Annotated in this window: 18 protein-coding genes and 1 riboswitch; all 18 genes read right to left on the bottom strand. The window is 46.8% G+C overall.

What is annotated here, in order from left to right; genetic code table 11:
* Positions 1-30: 30 nt before the first annotated feature.
* The 18 genes from JOD82_RS00680 to JOD82_RS00595 all read right to left on the bottom strand — a co-directional run bounded on the left by JOD82_RS00680 (position 31) and on the right by JOD82_RS00595 (position 17,064).
* The gene (locus JOD82_RS00680; protein WP_209947362.1) at positions 31-744 is read right to left on the bottom strand and encodes a DUF2953 domain-containing protein; all 714 of its coding nucleotides are present in this window, start codon (positions 742-744) and stop codon (positions 31-33) included.
* A 168-nt stretch (positions 745-912) separates the two neighbouring features.
* Positions 913-1,524 carry an SMC-Scp complex subunit ScpB gene (gene scpB, locus JOD82_RS00675; RefSeq protein ID WP_165147027.1) on the bottom strand — a complete coding sequence of 204 codons (612 nt, stop codon included), beginning with the start codon at positions 1,522-1,524 and terminating at the stop codon, positions 913-915.
* A complete protein-coding gene (locus JOD82_RS00670) occupies positions 1,493-2,287 on the bottom strand; it encodes a segregation and condensation protein A (protein ID WP_029517304.1) in 795 nt (264 codons plus the stop codon). Before JOD82_RS00670 ends, scpB begins: the two co-directional genes overlap by 32 nt.
* Before the next feature lie 174 nt (positions 2,288-2,461).
* On the bottom strand, positions 2,462-2,926 hold the full coding sequence (gene ribH / locus JOD82_RS00665; RefSeq protein ID WP_023989205.1) for a 6,7-dimethyl-8-ribityllumazine synthase: 465 nt from the start codon (positions 2,924-2,926) through the stop codon (positions 2,462-2,464).
* Positions 2,927-2,955: 29 nt separating this feature from the next.
* Positions 2,956-3,639, bottom strand: coding sequence for a 3,4-dihydroxy-2-butanone-4-phosphate synthase (ribB, locus tag JOD82_RS00660; RefSeq protein WP_029517303.1), 684 nt, complete (start codon positions 3,637-3,639; stop codon positions 2,956-2,958).
* 59 nt (positions 3,640-3,698) lie between these two features.
* Positions 3,699-4,364 carry a riboflavin synthase gene (gene ribE / locus JOD82_RS00655; protein WP_069012710.1) on the bottom strand — a complete coding sequence of 222 codons (666 nt, stop codon included), beginning with the start codon at positions 4,362-4,364 and terminating at the stop codon, positions 3,699-3,701.
* A gap of 320 nt (positions 4,365-4,684) precedes the next feature.
* Positions 4,685-4,858, bottom strand: a riboswitch (FMN riboswitch).
* A gap of 71 nt (positions 4,859-4,929) precedes the next feature.
* On the bottom strand, positions 4,930-5,394 hold the full coding sequence (locus JOD82_RS00650) for an IDEAL domain-containing protein (RefSeq protein ID WP_029517301.1): 465 nt from the start codon (positions 5,392-5,394) through the stop codon (positions 4,930-4,932).
* 219 nt (positions 5,395-5,613) lie between these two features.
* Complete coding sequence (locus tag JOD82_RS00645) at positions 5,614-7,902, bottom strand: thiamine pyrophosphate-dependent enzyme (RefSeq protein WP_209947361.1); 2,289 nt, start codon at positions 7,900-7,902, stop codon at positions 5,614-5,616.
* On the bottom strand, positions 7,902-8,915 hold the full coding sequence (locus JOD82_RS00640; protein WP_209947359.1) for a 2-oxoacid:acceptor oxidoreductase family protein: 1,014 nt from the start codon (positions 8,913-8,915) through the stop codon (positions 7,902-7,904). The genes JOD82_RS00645 and JOD82_RS00640 overlap by 1 nt, the downstream gene beginning before the upstream one ends.
* A gap of 251 nt (positions 8,916-9,166) precedes the next feature.
* On the bottom strand, positions 9,167-9,601 hold the full coding sequence (locus tag JOD82_RS00635) for a peptidylprolyl isomerase (RefSeq protein ID WP_013310775.1): 435 nt from the start codon (positions 9,599-9,601) through the stop codon (positions 9,167-9,169).
* Positions 9,602-9,762: 161 nt separating this feature from the next.
* Positions 9,763-11,130, bottom strand: a complete 1,368-nt coding sequence (gene lysA / locus JOD82_RS00630) for a diaminopimelate decarboxylase (protein WP_061829240.1) — start codon at positions 11,128-11,130, stop codon at positions 9,763-9,765.
* A gap of 110 nt (positions 11,131-11,240) precedes the next feature.
* Positions 11,241-12,926, bottom strand: a complete 1,686-nt coding sequence (locus JOD82_RS00625; protein WP_209947357.1) for a spore germination protein — start codon at positions 12,924-12,926, stop codon at positions 11,241-11,243.
* Positions 12,927-12,952: 26 nt separating this feature from the next.
* On the bottom strand, positions 12,953-13,375 hold the full coding sequence (locus JOD82_RS00620) for a stage V sporulation protein AB (protein ID WP_209947354.1): 423 nt from the start codon (positions 13,373-13,375) through the stop codon (positions 12,953-12,955).
* Positions 13,372-14,025: a stage V sporulation protein AA gene (locus tag JOD82_RS00615; protein ID WP_039270998.1), complete on the bottom strand. Its 654-nt coding sequence runs from the start codon at positions 14,023-14,025 to the stop codon at positions 13,372-13,374. The genes JOD82_RS00620 and JOD82_RS00615 overlap by 4 nt, the downstream gene beginning before the upstream one ends.
* A 176-nt stretch (positions 14,026-14,201) precedes the next feature.
* Positions 14,202-14,957, bottom strand: coding sequence for an RNA polymerase sporulation sigma factor SigF (gene sigF, locus JOD82_RS00610; RefSeq protein WP_023989213.1), 756 nt, complete (start codon positions 14,955-14,957; stop codon positions 14,202-14,204).
* A gap of 11 nt (positions 14,958-14,968) precedes the next feature.
* The gene (spoIIAB, locus tag JOD82_RS00605; RefSeq protein WP_007430887.1) at positions 14,969-15,424 is read right to left on the bottom strand and encodes an anti-sigma F factor; all 456 of its coding nucleotides are present in this window, start codon (positions 15,422-15,424) and stop codon (positions 14,969-14,971) included.
* Complete coding sequence (gene spoIIAA / locus JOD82_RS00600) at positions 15,421-15,774, bottom strand: anti-sigma F factor antagonist (protein WP_013310782.1); 354 nt, start codon at positions 15,772-15,774, stop codon at positions 15,421-15,423. Before spoIIAA ends, spoIIAB begins: the two co-directional genes overlap by 4 nt.
* 96 nt (positions 15,775-15,870) lie before the next feature.
* A complete protein-coding gene (locus JOD82_RS00595; RefSeq protein WP_061829243.1) occupies positions 15,871-17,064 on the bottom strand; it encodes a D-alanyl-D-alanine carboxypeptidase family protein in 1,194 nt (397 codons plus the stop codon).
* Positions 17,065-17,143: the final 79 nt, after the last annotated feature.

The following is a 17,143-nucleotide window of genomic DNA, read 5'->3' as shown; positions in this document are numbered from 1 at the left end:
GGATTGAGTCTCACCTCTCTCCACTGTTTATCATTCATTGTTAGCTTGACGATCCGCCGCATTTTTTTTGAAAAAAACCCGTTTCCATGCCTCCGGTCCACCCGGAACGCGCCATATGCGGTAAGATAAGATGAGCATGGAGAACATTAAATAGCCGAGCGATACGTTTGCTTCACAGTTCAAAGTGGTGGTAAAACGCAAGCGATCCACCCAATAGGGCACAACATACAGCTTAGGGGTACAATCCATGCGTACAAAGCTTGAAGCATAACCGATCAAGGTTGTTTTTAATCCCCACAAAATACCAGTTGAGGTAGCTGTATATGCCGCGTCAGCAAGACTAATGTTGGTAGACCATTCCACTTTGGACATCGTCACATGTGCCAATGTATGTCGCAACCATTTATTAAAGGATTTCGTTCCCTTGAGCAAAACCCGTATATCATGTATAAATTGCTTGATTTTTACTGTATCAATATTACCGCTATCCACGGAAGCATCCGTTTTATGTATGTTTTTGTTGCGATCTAGCCGATAGAGAAGCCCTTTTTTCAACCCTGTTATGAGAATGGCCGGCACATCGTAATTCATTTTTATCATCCCGTATAGAAATCTGATCTCTAGATGCGCCCGATCATCATTGTCATGTTTGGCAATATTCAGCTTCAAACGAATACGAGAGAGCAGAACTGCCAGTACAAGTAATATAACGACGATGATGGCGATACTGATCCATTTCCACACTGGCGTGTCCTCCCTACCTTTTTGCTATAGAATATCATGGCAAAAATAGTATGACCGTTCGCCGGAAAATCATGCATCTTAAAATACCAACAGCCAGCCCCCAACGATATGAGGACTGGCTGTCTGTTTGAACTTTTACATAAGTGAGCCGCAAGATCCGGAGCAACTTTATTGGAATTCAAGATCTAGATCGTTGGCCGCAGGCTGGCTACTCTCCAGACGCTCGAACAATAATTGAGTCTCTTCCTCCAAATTGTCCGAATTCTCGAACAGCTCCGGTTGCGGTAGATCTGCCAGAGAGCCCAGACCGAAATAATCCAAAAATGATTTCGTCGTTCCGTACAATATCGGCCGTCCGATGGCTTCAGCTCGACCTTTCTCTTCAATGAGCTCCTTGTTGACCAGTGTATGTATGGCCCGCTCGGATTTAACCCCCCGAATCTCTTCGATTTCAACTCTTGTAATGGGCTGGCGGTAGGCCACAATGGCCAGCGTCTCCAAAGCAGCTTGAGACAGTGACGCACGTGCCGGAGAGTATGCGAGCTTTTCAAAGTAAGGTGCATGTTCGGATAAAGTTGCAAGCTGATAATGACCGGCAATACGGACAAGTTGCAGGCCTCTTCCCCCCTGCTCCATGTCCTGCTTCATATCTTCCAGGCACTGTTCAACCAGCTCTTGCTGCTGCTCTACAATGTCGGCGATCTGCTTGGTGGACAACCCTTCCTCTCCTGCTAGAAACAGCAGTCCCTCAATAATTGATTTCAGCTTCAGATAATCCATTAACCCGTAAATCCCCTCTCCACTCCATTACAATATCATCGAAAAGCTTCTCCTGATAACAGAAAATTTGCTTCATTTTCATCAGTTCAAGGATAGCCAAAAAGGTCACAACCACTTCATGCCGATACATATCCTCATGCATCAGCTTGGAGAACAGCAGCCGTCCTCCATTCCCCACCATCTCTAAAGCCCCGATAACTTGCCGGATACGGTCCTTGACTGAAATTTCGTCCCGATGAACACGGGTTACCGTCGTACGTCGTTCTGCTTTGCGCAAAGCACGCTGAAAGGCTGCGACCAAATCGCTTGCATGCAGCCCATGCACCGGATTTACGGGTTCAGTGGGCAGGAATGCACTCAGATCTTCTGGCTCTTTGCCATAAATTAGACTCCGCTCCCACTCACGTTCACTTAGATGGCGAGCAATCCCTTTATATTTACGATACTCCACCAGCTTGCGGACCAGTTCCTCACGTGGATCATAATCCTCTTCCTCATAAAAATCCAAATCGTCATATTCCATCACAGGTGGCTTGGGAAGCAACAATTTACTCTTAATGGATAAGAGCGTCGCCGCCATCACCAGAAACTCGCTCGTAATGTCCAGTTCCAGCTCCTGCATACTGTGCAAAAAAGCCATATACTGATCAGTAATATCGCTAATCGGGATATCCTGAATGTCGATTTCGGCTTTATCAATCAGATGCAACAGTAGATCCAGCGGACCCTCGAATGTTTCCAGCTTGTAGTTTACGACTGTCAATGTGCTTCCCCCTGCCTTACTCCAATCATCATTCAACAATACCTTTCCCTATAGCACTTATGCTCTGCGTTATCAATCCCTCTTTCTGTAGTATATACGTCATCGCCTTGCTTAACAATCCAATCCCTTTTTTCCCCTTGCAGTTTATACCGTTCTATTCAGCTATTCCTATCATTAAAATTGCTTGCCGAGATTGGCCATTTCAATCGCAGCCAGTGCTGAATCCCAACCTTTATTACCAGCCTTCGTACCTGCTCGTTCAATAGCCTGTTCAATGTTTTCTGTAGTCACTACCCCAAAAATAACAGGTACTCCCGTTTTTAGGCTGCTCGCTGCCACACCCTTGGCCACTTCATTGCAGACGATATCATAATGTGAAGTAGAACCACGGATGACCGTACCCAGCGTAATTACGGCATCATATTTGCCGCTTGCAGCCATTTTTTGCGCAATTAGTGAAATTTCAAATGCACCCGGAACCCAGGCTACATCAATTTCATCTTCCTGTGCACCATGTCGTTGAAGTGCGTCAATTGCACCGCTTAACAGCTTGCTCGTAATAAACTCATTAAATCTGCCCACCACAATACCATATTTTAAACCGTTCGATACAAGATTACCTTCTAGAAAACGTGCCATATTAATCAACCTCTCTTAATTTAAATTATTTACAATGACAAACGGCGGCGGTAGTCCACCAAATGCTGAATACTGATCAGTTTCAATTGATGTCGCTTGGCGACCACTGCCAGATCAGGCAGGCGGGCCATTGAGCCATCTTCCTTTATAATTTCACAAATGACTCCAGCAGGCTTGAAGCCACTGAGTCGAGCCAGATCAACAGCCGCCTCCGTGTGACCAGCACGCTGCAAGACACCCCCATCGCGAGCAATCAGCGGGAACATGTGACCAGGCTTGCGGAAATCACTTCCTGTGACTGCTTCGTCTGCCAAGGCGCGTACAGTCAAGGAGCGCTCGGCCGCTGAAATCCCCGTTGTTGTCTCCATATGATCTACCGATACCGTAAAGGCAGTACCGTGGAAATCTGTATTTTGCTCTACCATAGGATGCAATTCCAAGGCCTCGGCTCTTTGTCGTGTGATCGGCACACAGACCAACCCGCGACCTTCTGTAATCATGAAATTAATGACCTCAGGCGACGCTTTTTCAGCCAAAGCGATAAAATCGCCTTCATTTTCGCGCTGTTCATCATCCACTACAATAACGACTTTACCGTTTTTCAAGTCCTCCAACGCTTCTTCGATGGAATCCAAACGAATCTCTTCGTCATGTTCCAACTCGCCATGCTCTATGACGTTTGCCATTGCACTTGTTTGGCTACCTCTATCCATAACACTTTCCTCCTCATGTCTTAGCCACGAATGCTCCTAAACAGGCTTACCATTCAATATCAGGCAAAACCGTGTTTCGCCAAATAGTCCAAACTGAGAGGAGCTTCTTCTACTCTCTCCGCCTCCGCTGCACCTCTGTAACTTAAAAGCTGTTCTACATATTTGCCCAAAATATCGCATTCGATATTGACGGTATCCCCCTCACGTTTGCCTTGTAAGGCCGTTTCGGATAAGGTGTGGGGAATAATGGATACGGCAAAGGTCTCTCCCGTACGCTGTGCGACTGTGAGGCTTATACCATCAATTGTGATTGACCCTTTGAGAAGAATATATTTAAATAATGTTTGATTTTTAGGCTCAATTTCGTACACCACTGCATTCTGGTCTGATGTCACCCCGCGAATCGTTCCCGTCCCGTCCACATGTCCTTGCACGATATGTCCTCCGAACCTTCCACTCGCCACCATCGCTCGCTCCAGATTGACTCGGCTGCCGGATCTCAACTCTTTCAGATTAGTGCTACGAAAGGTTTCCGGCATCACATCAACCTTAAAGTCTTTCGTACCGATCTGTATCGCCGTCAGGCAAACGCCATTCACTGAGACACTGTCTCCTATTTTTAAATCGCCCAACACCACGGAACCCGAAATCCCCAGCACCATCGCTTCACCGCTTTTGGAAATGGTTTGAATACGACCCACTTCCTCGACCAATCCGGTAAACATGCCTTCACTCCTTTCCACTACATCTCAGTTTATCCCTAATTCATCAGCTATAAGCGCAAAAAACCCCCAGTTCGGATTCAATCCGTCATGGGGGTGATGAGAGTCACATTTGTAGTATACAAGCGCAGTTCATATGCATCTTAAGACGACATGAAATCATAGGTTTGCCAATAGAAAGCATGACTGAGGATACAGCCAAATACGCTCAGAACACCCATCAAAAGAAAGCTATCGCCCGATGCCATCCTACAACGAAATAAGCCGTACGCACAATTGGGTATGCTAAAAATCGGCACATGTCACGTCATGTGCATGCGCTTCGTATCCTTCTCCCATCCAGACTATACTGTCGGTCCCGGATTTGCACCAGGTCCACCTTCTGCTGATCATTCAGCATCCGGGTCACGGACTAAGCCATGCTGTTTCTCACAAAAACGATCCACAAACATGTCATCACCGCCGGTGGGGAATTTCGCCCCGCCCCGAAGGATCTTGCTCTTATTCAGTTGAATTAACATTAAACTTGTTACGTATATTAGCACCGACTTCTAAAAAAAGCAAGTTATCAAATAGAAGCTCCTGCTTTGGTTTTGACATATTGGCTGGAGAGTTCTTCAAACCAGGTTTTATCGTTCATATGAAGCGCCAAGTCAATCAGATCGGCCAGTTCCTCGACTCCCAGCTCTGTTGCATGATCAAAGGTAATTACGGCTGAAGCAACCGGTCCTCGCCCTTCCTCAGAACATGCTTCATAATCCAGTCGTACATCAACATGTCCGTCAATAAACTCGCATTTTAGAAAATAAATAATTTCGCACATTAAAATGGGGCGTACTTGTGTTTCTAACACGCAATCCATCACCTTGGCAGAATAATGCTGGTTCGTCAGCGTAAATTTGTGTTCTGTCGCTGCCAGCGAGGTCCGTCCAAAATCATCCGTAAACTTGAGTTCCACTGGCTTGATGTTCATAACCTTAGGGATTTGCTTCTTTATAATTTCGATTATTTCAACTGTATTCAGCTTAATCATTACCTGCACCTCATTGCATCTTAAAATTCAGAAGAAAACTTTTTAACGTGCCTCTTATAGGCCTCCACTCCTATATCGGAAATCATTACCTGTTTTTTTATGCTTCAACCCATAAACGACAAAAAAGATTCTTTGCGCAATAAGCGCAAAGAATCTTGATCGAGCCACTACAGTAACAGCGGCTAACAATGTTAATCGATGATTATGCAAAAAACAGGATTATAGCTCTGAAATTTCATGTTTCTTTTTCAGGATAGTCCAGCGACGCTCAATCTCCTGTTCAAAGGTCGCCAGCGTAGCCTCCTCCTTAATAAGATGCTTCGTTTTACCCATTAATTTCAGCCATTCAGCAGCTGGAATTCGTTTTCCTTTGTCCTCCGGATTGTACGTAATCGTCGTACTGCCTTGCTCTATTTCGTACAAAGGAAAGAAACAGGACTCGACTGCGGCGCCCACAATGCTGGTACCCAGTCTGTCTTCGGATTTCCAATTCAGCGGACAGGCGCACAGGATTTTACCATAGGCCGTACCCACGTTGTTTGCATACCATTGAGCCTTGGCTGCTTTACGCAGCATATCCTGCGGATGACTTTCAGCAGCGGTAAAAGCATACGGAATGTTACAAGCAGCCATGATTTGCACGGTATCCTTGTGATGCCCTTGCTTTCCTTTTTGCATTTTACCTACACCCGACGTACTGGTCATGTGACCGAGCGGAGTGGAGTAAGATTGCTGTGAACCTGTATTCATGTACCCCTCGTTATCATATTCCAGCATGATTAGCTTATGATTACGCAGAGCCGCACCAATCGCAGAACCCATACCAATATCCATCCCACCGTCACCACTAATCATGATAAAGGTCGGATCGTCCGACATCTCAATTTCATTACGCCGTTTCATTTCCATGTAAGCTTCTAGCGCTCCTGAAAGGGTAGCGGCCCCGTTTTGAAAAAGATTGTGGATCATCGGTTGTTTGTGTGATGTATATGGATACCCTGTCGTCGTCACATATACGCAGCCTGTCTGGAACAGCACGACAATATCCCCTTCAATACCTTTGAAAAACAGTTCCAGCGCAGACAATGCCCCACATCCTGGACAAGCTCCGTGGCCTGGTGAAAGACGCCGTGGTTTGGTTGTCAACGACCGCAAAGGGGGTACCTTGACCTTGAGCTTCCCGGTCTCCTCGTCCGGCGTAACCTGAATCAGGCCCGTACGGTATGCATTGCCACGTGGCGGCTGCATAACTTGCGGCATCACTTTGTCCGGTGAACCCGGATTAATACCGTAATAATCAAAGGGCTTCTCCGCTCGGCCGGCCTCGGCCGCCTCAATCGCAAGCTGGAAGAACGCCTCTGCATCTTCCGCATAAAAATCCTTGCCGCCCAAGCCAAAGATACGGCTCAACACGAGTGTCCGATTCAGCGGGTCCTCCTGCAAGGCCGCCTTAATTTCATGCGTTAAATTCCCGCCGTCTGCCCCATACGAATCTGCACGTTCACCTACCAACAGCGCCTTGACATCACGTAAGGCTTCCCGCAGTTGTGCGGCTGGGAACGGTCGGATGATATTCGGACGTATCACACCAGCTTTAATCCCGCGCGCACGGAGTTGATCCGCCACATCCTTAGCCGATTCAGCCGCCGAATTCAACAGGAATACCGCGACCTCAGCATCCTCCATTTGATACAGATCTAAAATCGGGTATTCCCGACCGGATAAAGCGGCATATTCTGCTGCTACCTGCTCATATACTCCTTCTGACAGCTTCAGTGCTTCGGACAGCTGAACATGATTATTCGTCAGGTCATCACCATTCATATGCGCACCTACGGTAACAGGATGATCAAAATCAGTAATATTCGGATAATTTAAGTTCGGGTTAGGACCTACAAAACCGCGCACGGTCTCAGCATCTGCAAAATATTGCACTTTACGTTTTTGATGGGACGTATAAAAACCGTCATATGCAACCATTACAGGCAGCCGAACATCGCTATGCTCTGCGATTTTTAGTGCCATGATGTTCATATCATACACAGCCTGTGGTGTACTTGCCGTCAAAATGACCCAGCCTGTATTCAAACCATAGTACAGATCCGAATGATCCCCGCGAATATCCAGGGGACCACTGACAGCTCGTGTTACCAGATTCATAACCATTGGAAAACGGGTACCTGACTGAACAGGTAACTGCTCCAGCATGTACAGGAAACCTTGCGAACTAGTGGCGTTCACAACCCTCGCTCCCGCTGCGGCAGCTCCATAACAAATCCCTGCCGATCCGTGTTCTCCGTCTGCTGCAACCAGCTTAATATTATGCTGACCTCTCGTTCTCATCTGATCCAAATACTGCGCTACCTCAGTAGATGGAGTAATCGGGAAATATCCCATCATATGATAATTAATCTGCGCAGCCGCCGTAGCTGCCATTTCATTACCGGATTCGAACGTTGTCACTTGCGCGGCGCCTGTCTGTTTGAGTTCTTCCTCCAGTTTTGCCATTACGCACGCCCTCCTTCATATACCGGAAATTGGTGGGCAACTCGATTCTGTTCCGCCCATCCCCATTGCTCACGACGCGAGCTTAATGCCCCCGATGGGCAAATATCTACACATTTCAGACATCCTTTGCAATACTGGTAATCAATCCCTTGCAAAAATGGCATCATTCTTCCGCGTTTGTCAGCTTGCTCTTCCCATACAAAACAGTAATCCGGGCAAATCGAATCACACTTGGCACAATGGGTACATTTATCAGCTTCATATTCAGGCACATACCCCTGACGTGAACCACTAACATCTCTCGTCATGCTGTTTCCCTGAGTTGCAATAACGCCCCCCAGTAGTTGCGTTTCGTATCCCATTAATGGCTGCGGACGTTCAAAAACCCGATCCTCTGCGTCATCAGTAACTTGATATACATGCAGTTCCATCTCCTCATAACCACGGTTAAACGTACGGAGATTAGGTTCCACTAACAGCGGATTTTTCTTTTCAAAGGTACTGCGTATAACCGATCTCATCGCTTCCGGGTCCAGGAAATCACAGACACGGAACAAGGCACCGAGCATGGACGTATTTAGTTTGGTTCGCTCTTCCAGTGCGATGCCCATCGCATCCACCACCGCTAGTGTACCGGATACCAGTCCCAAATCAGCCCGTATTTCTTCTGCTGGACGCGTGGAATTAACCACTACAATCCCATCCGCTGGCAGTCCGCTGATTACATTTACCGTTTTGTATAACGTTTCATGGAAAATGCCTACCACATGCGGTTGCTCAATCGGACTGTGATCCCGAATATCGACCTCCGGCTCACAGAAGCGGACGAAGCTTTTAACCGGAGTTCCCTTTTTTTCCGAACCGTAGGACGAAAAATTTGAAGCATTCAGCCCCAGACCAAGCACCCCGGTTTCGGCCAACATTTTGCCAGCCAGATTAGCGCCGAGTCCACCAATGGATTCCAGCCGGATTTCAAAAAATCCGAGTCGATTTGTGCGCGTTAAAATAGACAATGTGATAAGCCCCCTTCTTTTCCAATCCTTACTGAGTTTGAATACTCATATAAAATAAATGGAAAATGCATTCTTATCGAAAGGCTATCACAACACTTACTTTTCGAATGTGATCTTACGCACTGTAATGCCTACGTGATTGCGAAAATCAATAAACCGTCAAACAAAAGACAACAAAAGCCGCCCTGTCCAAAGACAGAACGGCTTAGGTGCAACGCTATTTGAAAAAGATCATGTAATTAACGGTAAAATTACACGTCAAATACTTTAACCTCTTTCATTTTGTCGCCTTGTTTTACAGCATCAATGAATTCCATACCTTTGGTTACTTTACCAAATACAGTATGTACTCCATCTAAATGTGGTTGTGGAGCGTAGCAGATAAAGAATTGGCTACCACCTGTGTTGCGACCTGCATGAGCCATGGACAGAACGCCTTTGGCATGCTTTGTTGTATTCGTAGCTGTTTCACAGTCAATCGTGTAACCAGGACCGCCTGTACCGTTACCGATTGGACAACCACCTTGAGCAACAAAGCCCGGAATGACACGGTGGAAGCTCAAACCGTTGTAGTAACCGCTGTTTGCCAGCTTTTCAAAGTTAGCAACGGTGTTTGGAGCTTCTTCTGGGAAAAAGTCAATTTCAACGATACCGCCGTTTTCAAGATCTATTCTACCTTTTTTCATTGTTTGTATCTCCTTTTCAACCTGTTTTGAGAACTAAATAACATCAAGTTCCAGTTTACTATGAATTGCCGCGCTTAGCAAAGTCTTGTCCAAAAAAAGAGCCATTGTCCCCGGTGTATTATTACCGACTCAATGGCCTGCTTGATCTTACAAGTCTAAAATCAGGACGAAACGGTAATCTTGGCGTTGGGCTGAACCACTGGACTAGCTTGATCACGAATCAAGCGCTGTGGCACAACATCGTTGCGTACGATATCTTCGTAGGTTTCCCGACGCACTACCAACTCGGCCTCACCGTTGTTGACAAATACAACTGCTGGTCGACGTATTCGGTTATAATTACTCGCCATGGAGTAATTGTAGGCTCCGGTTGAGGCAACAGCGAGCAAATCGCCGCTATTTATACGAGGCAGCTCTACATCCCAAATCAGCATATCGCCGCTTTCACAGCATTTGCCCGCAATGGACACCGTCTCTTCGTTCGTATCCTGCGCTCGGTTAGCCAGCATCGCTTCATACTTGGCCTGATACAGTGCAGGGCGTGGATTATCTGTCATCCCGCCATCTACCGAGACATATTTACGTACCTGCGGAATATCCTTGATGCTTCCTACCGTATATAAGGTCGTGCCTGAATCGCCTACAATACTGCGTCCCGGCTCAATCCAAATTTCTGGAAGTTCATCGTAAAGTCCTGAAAAATAAGTTTTCACTGCTTCGCCGATAGCCTGTACATAGGTTGATACTTTCAGTGGTGTGTCCTCTTCCGTGTAGCGAATGCCAAATCCCCCACCCAGATTAATCACTTTGAAAGAAAACTGAAGCTGTTCCTTAATTTCTCTGGAAAAAGCTGCAACCCGTTCAGCAGCCATTTGGAAGCCATTCACTTCGAATATTTGCGAGCCGATATGAGAATGTACCCCCAGCAGGTTAAGATGGTCTAGCTTGATAGCCTGTTCCACTGCTTGGCGTGCTGTACCGTTTCCAATGTCAAAGCCAAATTTCGAATCTTCTTGACCTGTGGCCATATATTCATGCGTATGCGCCTCAACCCCTGGTGTAACCCGCAGTAAGATATTCACCTGCTGTTCTTTCTCGGAGGCAAGGGCCTGCAACAAATGCAACTCCATTTCGCTATCGACGACGAAGCAGCCAATTTGCGCATCTAACGCCATTTCAATTTCTTCCGGTGTTTTGTTATTGCCGTGGAAATGGATTCGCTCTGCCGGGAACCCTGCTTGTAGCGCAGTAAACAATTCTCCACTGGAAACTACGTCAAGCGACATCCCTTCTTCAGCAGCTAAAGCGCACATCGCCATAACACAAAACGCTTTGCTTGCATAAGCGACTTGAAACTTCAATCCGGTTTCACGAAAAGCTTCTATATACTCCCGGCAGCGCCGGCGGACTAACTGTTCGTCTACAATATATAGCGGTGTCCCAAAACGCTCTTTCAAAAGTGTTGTATCACAACCGCCGATTTCCAAATGTCCATTGCTGTTAATTTTACTGCTTCCATGCAAATACATGTTCTGGCGCCTCTCTTTCTGGAACAAGCTAGTCATATTCCATCGAATGTTTACACCAGTATAGCAAAAAAAACATCAAGAACAATGGATTTTTATGCAGATCATTTATATTAATGCTCCTGTCCATTGCCTGAGTTCGAATCTGTGTCGGCATCCGTATGGGGCATACGCGTATTGTCCCTCGTTTTGTTAGATGACGGGCGGTTAGGTGCATCTAGTACAGGCATACGGAACAAGATGGAAGCTAACGCTTTGGCATTAAAAGGAATGAACGGCCACAAATACGAAGAATTGTATGACCGATGCAGCGTCAGCATCAAAATGATCAGTGTCGTACCCACGACAAAGCCCGGTACGTGGAAAATAGCTACAGCAATCAGTAGGAATAGTCGGATCAGTCTATTCGCCAGACCCAGCTCGTAGCTCGGTGTTGCGAACATTCCTATCGCAGCGACAGCCATGTACAGCACGACCTCGTTCACGAAAAGTCCCGTCTGAACCGCAATATCGCCGACCATAATGGCTGCGATCAAGCCCATAGCGGAAGCCAGTGGTGTCGGAGTATGCACAGCCGCCATTCGCATAAGATCGACCCCTAGTTCTACAATGATAAACTGGGCAATCAGCGGAAGATGTGCTTCCTTTTGAGGACCAATAAAATCAAGAAACGCAGGTTTTAATTCGGGATTGATGACCATTAGCAGCCACATCGGAAGCAGAAACATCGAGGCGAATATACCTATAAAACGTACCCAGCGCAAATAACTTCCCATAAAAGCGGTTTGCCGATTCTCTTCTGCATGCTGACACAAGTCAAAAAAAGTAGTAGGCAAGATCATCACGCTGGGTGAGGTATCGACGAAAATAACGAGCCTTCCTTCCATAATATGCGATGCCACGACATCTGGTCGCTCCGAATATCGTACTAATGGATATGGATTCCAACCTTTATTGATAATCGTCTCCTCTAATTGCTTGTCGGCCAGCGGAATACCATCCAAATTAACATTTTTAATTTTGTCTCGTACAGTATCCACCATCACCTTATCCACAATATCGTCAATGTAACCCAAACAAACGTCTGTTCGAGTTCGACGACCGACCTGCATAGCCTCAAATTTAAGTCCTGGGTCCCGCAAACGCCGGCGCACCAGACCTACATTTGTAAGCATTGTTTCAGTAAACCCGTCGCGGGCACCGCGCACAACCCGTTCCAAAGAGGGTTCCTCCGGACTACGCACCGGATAATTACGGGTATCCAGAATAAGGGAAAAACGCTCTCCTTCCATGAAAAAGGCACTCATCCCCGTCAGCACCTTGTTAATGACGACAGACATCTTATCTGTCTTCTCCACCTGAATATGTGGAATAAAATTTTCGAAATACGCTTGTAGTCCATCCGAAGAGAGATTATCCGGCGTCAGATAGGTGAGACGCTTTAGCACTTCAAGCATGATCTGATCCTTCGCAAAGGTATTTAGGAACAGATATCCGGTATGACGCCCACCCAGTGTCATTTCCCTGAATACAACATCAAAGGTCTCCCCCAAACCTAATACTGTTTCAAGTGTATTCTTATTATCCTTCATCCTCGGCGATATATCATCTTCGGCCTGCCAGTAGCGAACGGACTCCTCTACGTTATCAGACCGCTCACTCTCTTTTTTGTGTTTAAAACGTGCAGATTCCTGCGCCTGCTTTTCCTTCCATGGACTCAACTCTTCTCCGTCAGTATGATATTCCTTTCCGATTCCCCCGTCTTCTTGATGTTGCTCTTGATCCGCTCTGTGATCCATATTCCTTGCCCCCTTCGCTTTCGTTGTTAACGGTTGTATACAAACCAGTCAAATAAGGAACCCGTCACCTTGCCAAGCACCATTGCCATTAATAGGCCGAACATATACACGGTCATGTGGAGTCGCTTGGCGAGTATAGGCAGGAGATTCAATACCTCCGTTAAAGCCGCGGCGAGCAAACCAATAAACACTCCGCAAAATAACCCAGGTATCCATGTAAATATGCCCGGTAGTGGCAAGCAGATGTTCCAAAAATCGACCACAGTCCCCAGCACTGAACCTATAATCATTGCCTTTTCGTATGCACGTGATTTTTTATACGTACGGGTGAGTTGTGCTAATCGCGGCATGATATCCAGCACAATAAAAAAAGCAATTACACCGCTACCCACCGCAAGGCCCCCAGCAATACCTAAAATAATCTGAAGTGCAGCCTGTACAAACATCATGGTTTCTTATCCTTTGTGTGCAAACGGGCCATCTTTTCATACTCCTCTGCCACAACATACTGATCCACATTTTCCTGGTACAGATACATTTCCACCTCCAGCGGCGTCGGCTCCTCGTTCCAATTTTTCTTGAACAAGTGATTAAAAAAAACGATCATGCCAAAGCCGATGCCGATCGAGTAAGCAATTTGAAACAGGTACGGATGTTCATCTTTATGTCCCGTAATCATCTCCACAATCCGAACCTGTACCTCCATCATGCTAACGTCGGCATGAAAATTCATAATTGTCAGCGCAGAGCCAAAAAACAGAAGCACCCATACCAAAACAAACAGTATTTTGGACGGCTTACGGGGTTTCTCCACGAGTTCCACAAGTACATGTGGCTTCCCGAGAGATTCAACTACGACCCCCGGAATATGATCTCTAATTTTCGCTATGATCTGCAGCATGTCTATCAGTATCAGATTACCGTCCTGGTGCTGCGGGCGCTTGAGAACAAGCTCAAGCAGATCTTTTTCCCATTCAGGATTAGTCAGCAGATGGGCTACATCACCCAAATGTAAATCCTGCCCTTGTATCATGCGGACACGGCTGCGGAGCCGCAAGTAGACAATAGGAGCTACTGTAGGAGCCGGACTATGAGTCATCCGATCCCCTCCTTATCCTCGTAATTATCGATTAGTATGGAACGAAGCAAGGAAACCTATTCTGTGTATTGTCTTTTATCCCACGCAAAAAAGAGTACCCCTGGCCATTAAAATGGCTTTGGAATACCCTTTATAAATACGTAAGCATAAGGATTTCACTAAGATCCTGACTGTTTTTATTGGGCAATCTGATCGCGGATCAGTTGTAAAATCTTTTTTTCCAGCCGTGATACCTGTACCTGAGAAATACCAAGCCGACTTGCAACCTCTGATTGAGTCTGATCCCGGTAATAGCGCAGGTACACAATCAACCGCTCCCGCTCAGATAGTCCGCCAATGGCTTCATTGAGTGCTAGCTTGTCGAACCACCTTTCCTGTGATTCGTCAGCAATCTGATCCATAAGTGTAATCGGATCACCGTCATTTTCGAACACCGTTTCGTGAATGGAGGTAGGCGGCTTATTGGCCTCCTGCGCAAAAACAACATCCTCCGGTGTCACTCCCAGCTCATCAGCAACTTCCTTGACTGTAGGCAGACGGTTGAGCCGTTTGGATAGCTCGTCTTTCATTTTACGGACCTTATTAGCCGTTTCCTTCAAGGAACGGCTAACTTTGAGTGTACCGTCATCACGCAGGAACCGTTGAATCTCACCGATAATCATCGGTACTGCATATGTTGAAAATTTGACTTCGTAGCTGAGATCGAATTTATCCACCGATTTTAACAAGCCGATGCAACCAATTTGAAAAAGATCGTCAGGTTCATACCCCCGGTTCATAAAGCGCTGCACGACAGACCAGACGAGCCGGATATTACTATTGACCAGTGTCTCACGAGCCTCATTATCACCGGATTGACTCAGTGCAATAAGCCGCTTGACTTCCGCATCCTCCAAATAGCTGTGCGAAGTTTTTTTTCCTCCTGCTTCCATAGGATCAACTCCTAATTATATAAAGCTTTCTTGGATTCAATCCTTTTCTTCATCCGGACCGACGTGCCTCCGCCCGGCTCACTGACTGCTTCAAACTCATCCATGAAATTTTCCATAATCGTAAAGCCCATGCCGGAGCGTTCCAATTCAGGTTTGGACGTATATAGAGGTTGCTTGGCAAGTTCCAGATCCTCAATTCCTCGGCCTGCGTCCTCAATAACCAACGTAATCACGTCCGCTTCAATCCCGACTTTGATCGTTACGACACCTGACGGGTCGCTGTCATAACCGTGAATAATACTGTTTGTCACCGCTTCAGACACCACGGTTTTCAAATCACTTAGCTCATCCATTGTGGGATCAAGCCTGGAAATAAATGCCGCGACAGCCACACGAGCAAATGCCTCATTCTCCGATTTGGCAGCAAACTGCAAGCTCATGAAATTGTTACCCGTGCCTTCTCTCATGACACTACCTCCAGTTCCGTGAGCGCATTTCCCTCATTGTCATATATGGGCATGATTTTGAACAGCCCTGACATATCCAGCAGTCGGTGTACTGGCGGATTGACATCACAGACTGCCATTTTTCCGCCCTTTTGCTTGATCAGTTTGTACCGTCCCAAGATAACGCCAAGGCCGGAGCTATCCATAAACTGAAGATTCTTCAGGCTGAGCACAATATGCTCGCATTGCCGACGCTGAATCGCCTCATCCATTTGCATACGGACCATGTCCGACGTATGGTGATCAAGCTCACCAGACAGCCTTACAATCAGTACCCCCCGGTGATGCTCCATTTCAATTTGCAGGTTCATGCTTACTCACTCTCCTCCCGGTCTTGGACAAGGATTTCTACGTAGCCGCAGACGATTCCTGCCCTCCGACAAAACTAGAAGAAAACCCCGTAAAATCTACAAAGAAAATAGGTTCGACATGGTACGTTTAAACAATTTCCACCATCCGGCCTTTTCGATAGCCACAGGCGAAGTGATATTAAACTCCTTAAGACGTTGTCCATCCTGATAGACGACCAGCTTACCGATTGGGTCACCAGCCCGGACAGGAGCTTTGAGGCTTGGGGCCAGTTGTAATTCATGACGCAACGTTTGTTTGTTGCCACCTTTTTTCACCAACACGCTGTAAGAACGCTCAGCCTGAATTTTCAGCTCTGGCAATACGCCTTTTTCAACTTTTACACTACCCAGCAATTCACCCGGCTTGTATATGGATTTCATTGTATATTGAGAAAACGCATAGTCGAACATGGAAGATACTTCATTGTTGCGTATCTTCGTATTCGGCTCCCCAAGCACGACAGCTACGACACGCAAGCCATCACGCTTCGCAGTAGCGGAAAGACAGAACTTTGCTTCTCCCGTATAGCCTGTTTTCAGCCCGTCTGCTCCAGTATAGAAACGGACAAGCTTATTCGTATTCACCAGCCAAAAGGGTTTTACCGAGGATTTGCGCAAATAGTCCTGATAGGCTCCCGTATATTTCGTAATTTGCGGGTATTTCAACAACTCCCGGCTCATAACCGCAATATCATGCGCAGAAGAATAGTGATTCTCGACAGGCAAACCGTTGCAATTGGCAAAATGGGTATCCTTGAGCCCGAGCTGCTGCACCTTGGCGTTCATCATGTCGACAAAAGCCTGCTCAGACCCTGCAATTTTCTCAGCCATCGCCACAGAAGCGTCGTTGCCGGAAGCCATCGCGATTCCCTTCAGCATCTCATCGACCGTCATTTCCTCTCCCGGCTCCAAGAAAATTTGCGAGCCCCCCATTGAAGATGCATATTCGCTGGCACGAACTTTATCGGTCAGCTTAAGCTTGCCATCCTGAATGGCCTCCATGGTCAGCAACATCGTCATAATCTTGGTGATGCTCGCTGGAGGAAGCTTTTCACGACTGTTTTTTTCATAGATGACTGTGCCCGTATCTGCATCCATCAGGATCGCCGAGAGAGCCTGGGGAGCTAGCTCAGCCGCTGATCCCTCTTTGGTTTTGCTTTCAGGTATGCTTTCTTCGGCCCAACCGCCGACAGGGACGGCAGTCAAGGCTACCAGGCAAGCCAGGATGAACGCCACCACTTTTTTCTTCACAATCGGTTCCCTCCTCAACATATTGGCGTAAAGCACCGGAGCCCATTTACTTAACCCTCCGGCCTATTCGCGTGCTGCT

The organism is Paenibacillus sp. 1182 (genome assembly GCF_017833915.1).
Lineage (GTDB): Bacteria > Bacillota > Bacilli > Paenibacillales > Paenibacillaceae > Paenibacillus > Paenibacillus polymyxa_D.
The sequence above is the reverse complement of the archived record's forward strand: the minus strand, read 5'-3'. Positions and strand labels throughout refer to the sequence as shown.

Coding starts and splice junctions, on each gene's coding strand:
- ribH (WP_023989205.1), bottom strand. CDS start 2,926: ATGGCACGTTTTCTAGAAGGTAATCTTGTATCGAACGGTTTAAAATAT.
- JOD82_RS00650 (WP_029517301.1), bottom strand. CDS start 5,394: ATGATTAAGCTGAATACAGTTGAAATAATCGAAATTATAAAGAAGCAA.
- JOD82_RS00615 (WP_039270998.1), bottom strand. CDS start 14,025: ATGACTCATAGTCCGGCTCCTACAGTAGCTCCTATTGTCTACTTGCGG.
- spoIIAA (WP_013310782.1), bottom strand. CDS start 15,774: ATGAACCTGCAAATTGAAATGGAGCATCACCGGGGGGTACTGATTGTA.
- ribE (WP_069012710.1), bottom strand. CDS start 4,364: ATGTTTACCGGATTGGTCGAGGAAGTGGGTCGTATTCAAACCATTTCC.
- spoIIAB (WP_007430887.1), bottom strand. CDS start 15,424: ATGAGAGAAGGCACGGGTAACAATTTCATGAGCTTGCAGTTTGCTGCC.
- JOD82_RS00635 (WP_013310775.1), bottom strand. CDS start 9,601: ATGAAAAAAGGTAGAATAGATCTTGAAAACGGCGGTATCGTTGAAATT.
- scpB (WP_165147027.1), bottom strand. CDS start 1,524: ATGGATTATCTGAAGCTGAAATCAATTATTGAGGGACTGCTGTTTCTA.
- JOD82_RS00645 (WP_209947361.1), bottom strand. CDS start 7,902: ATGGCAAAACTGGAGGAAGAACTCAAACAGACAGGCGCCGCGCAAGTG.
- JOD82_RS00625 (WP_209947357.1), bottom strand. CDS start 12,926: ATGGATCACAGAGCGGATCAAGAGCAACATCAAGAAGACGGGGGAATC.
- sigF (WP_023989213.1), bottom strand. CDS start 14,957: ATGGAAGCAGGAGGAAAAAAAACTTCGCACAGCTATTTGGAGGATGCG.
- ribB (WP_029517303.1), bottom strand. CDS start 3,639: ATGGATAGAGGTAGCCAAACAAGTGCAATGGCAAACGTCATAGAGCAT.
- JOD82_RS00620 (WP_209947354.1), bottom strand. CDS start 13,375: ATGATGTTTGTACAGGCTGCACTTCAGATTATTTTAGGTATTGCTGGG.
- lysA (WP_061829240.1), bottom strand. CDS start 11,130: ATGTATTTGCATGGAAGCAGTAAAATTAACAGCAATGGACATTTGGAA.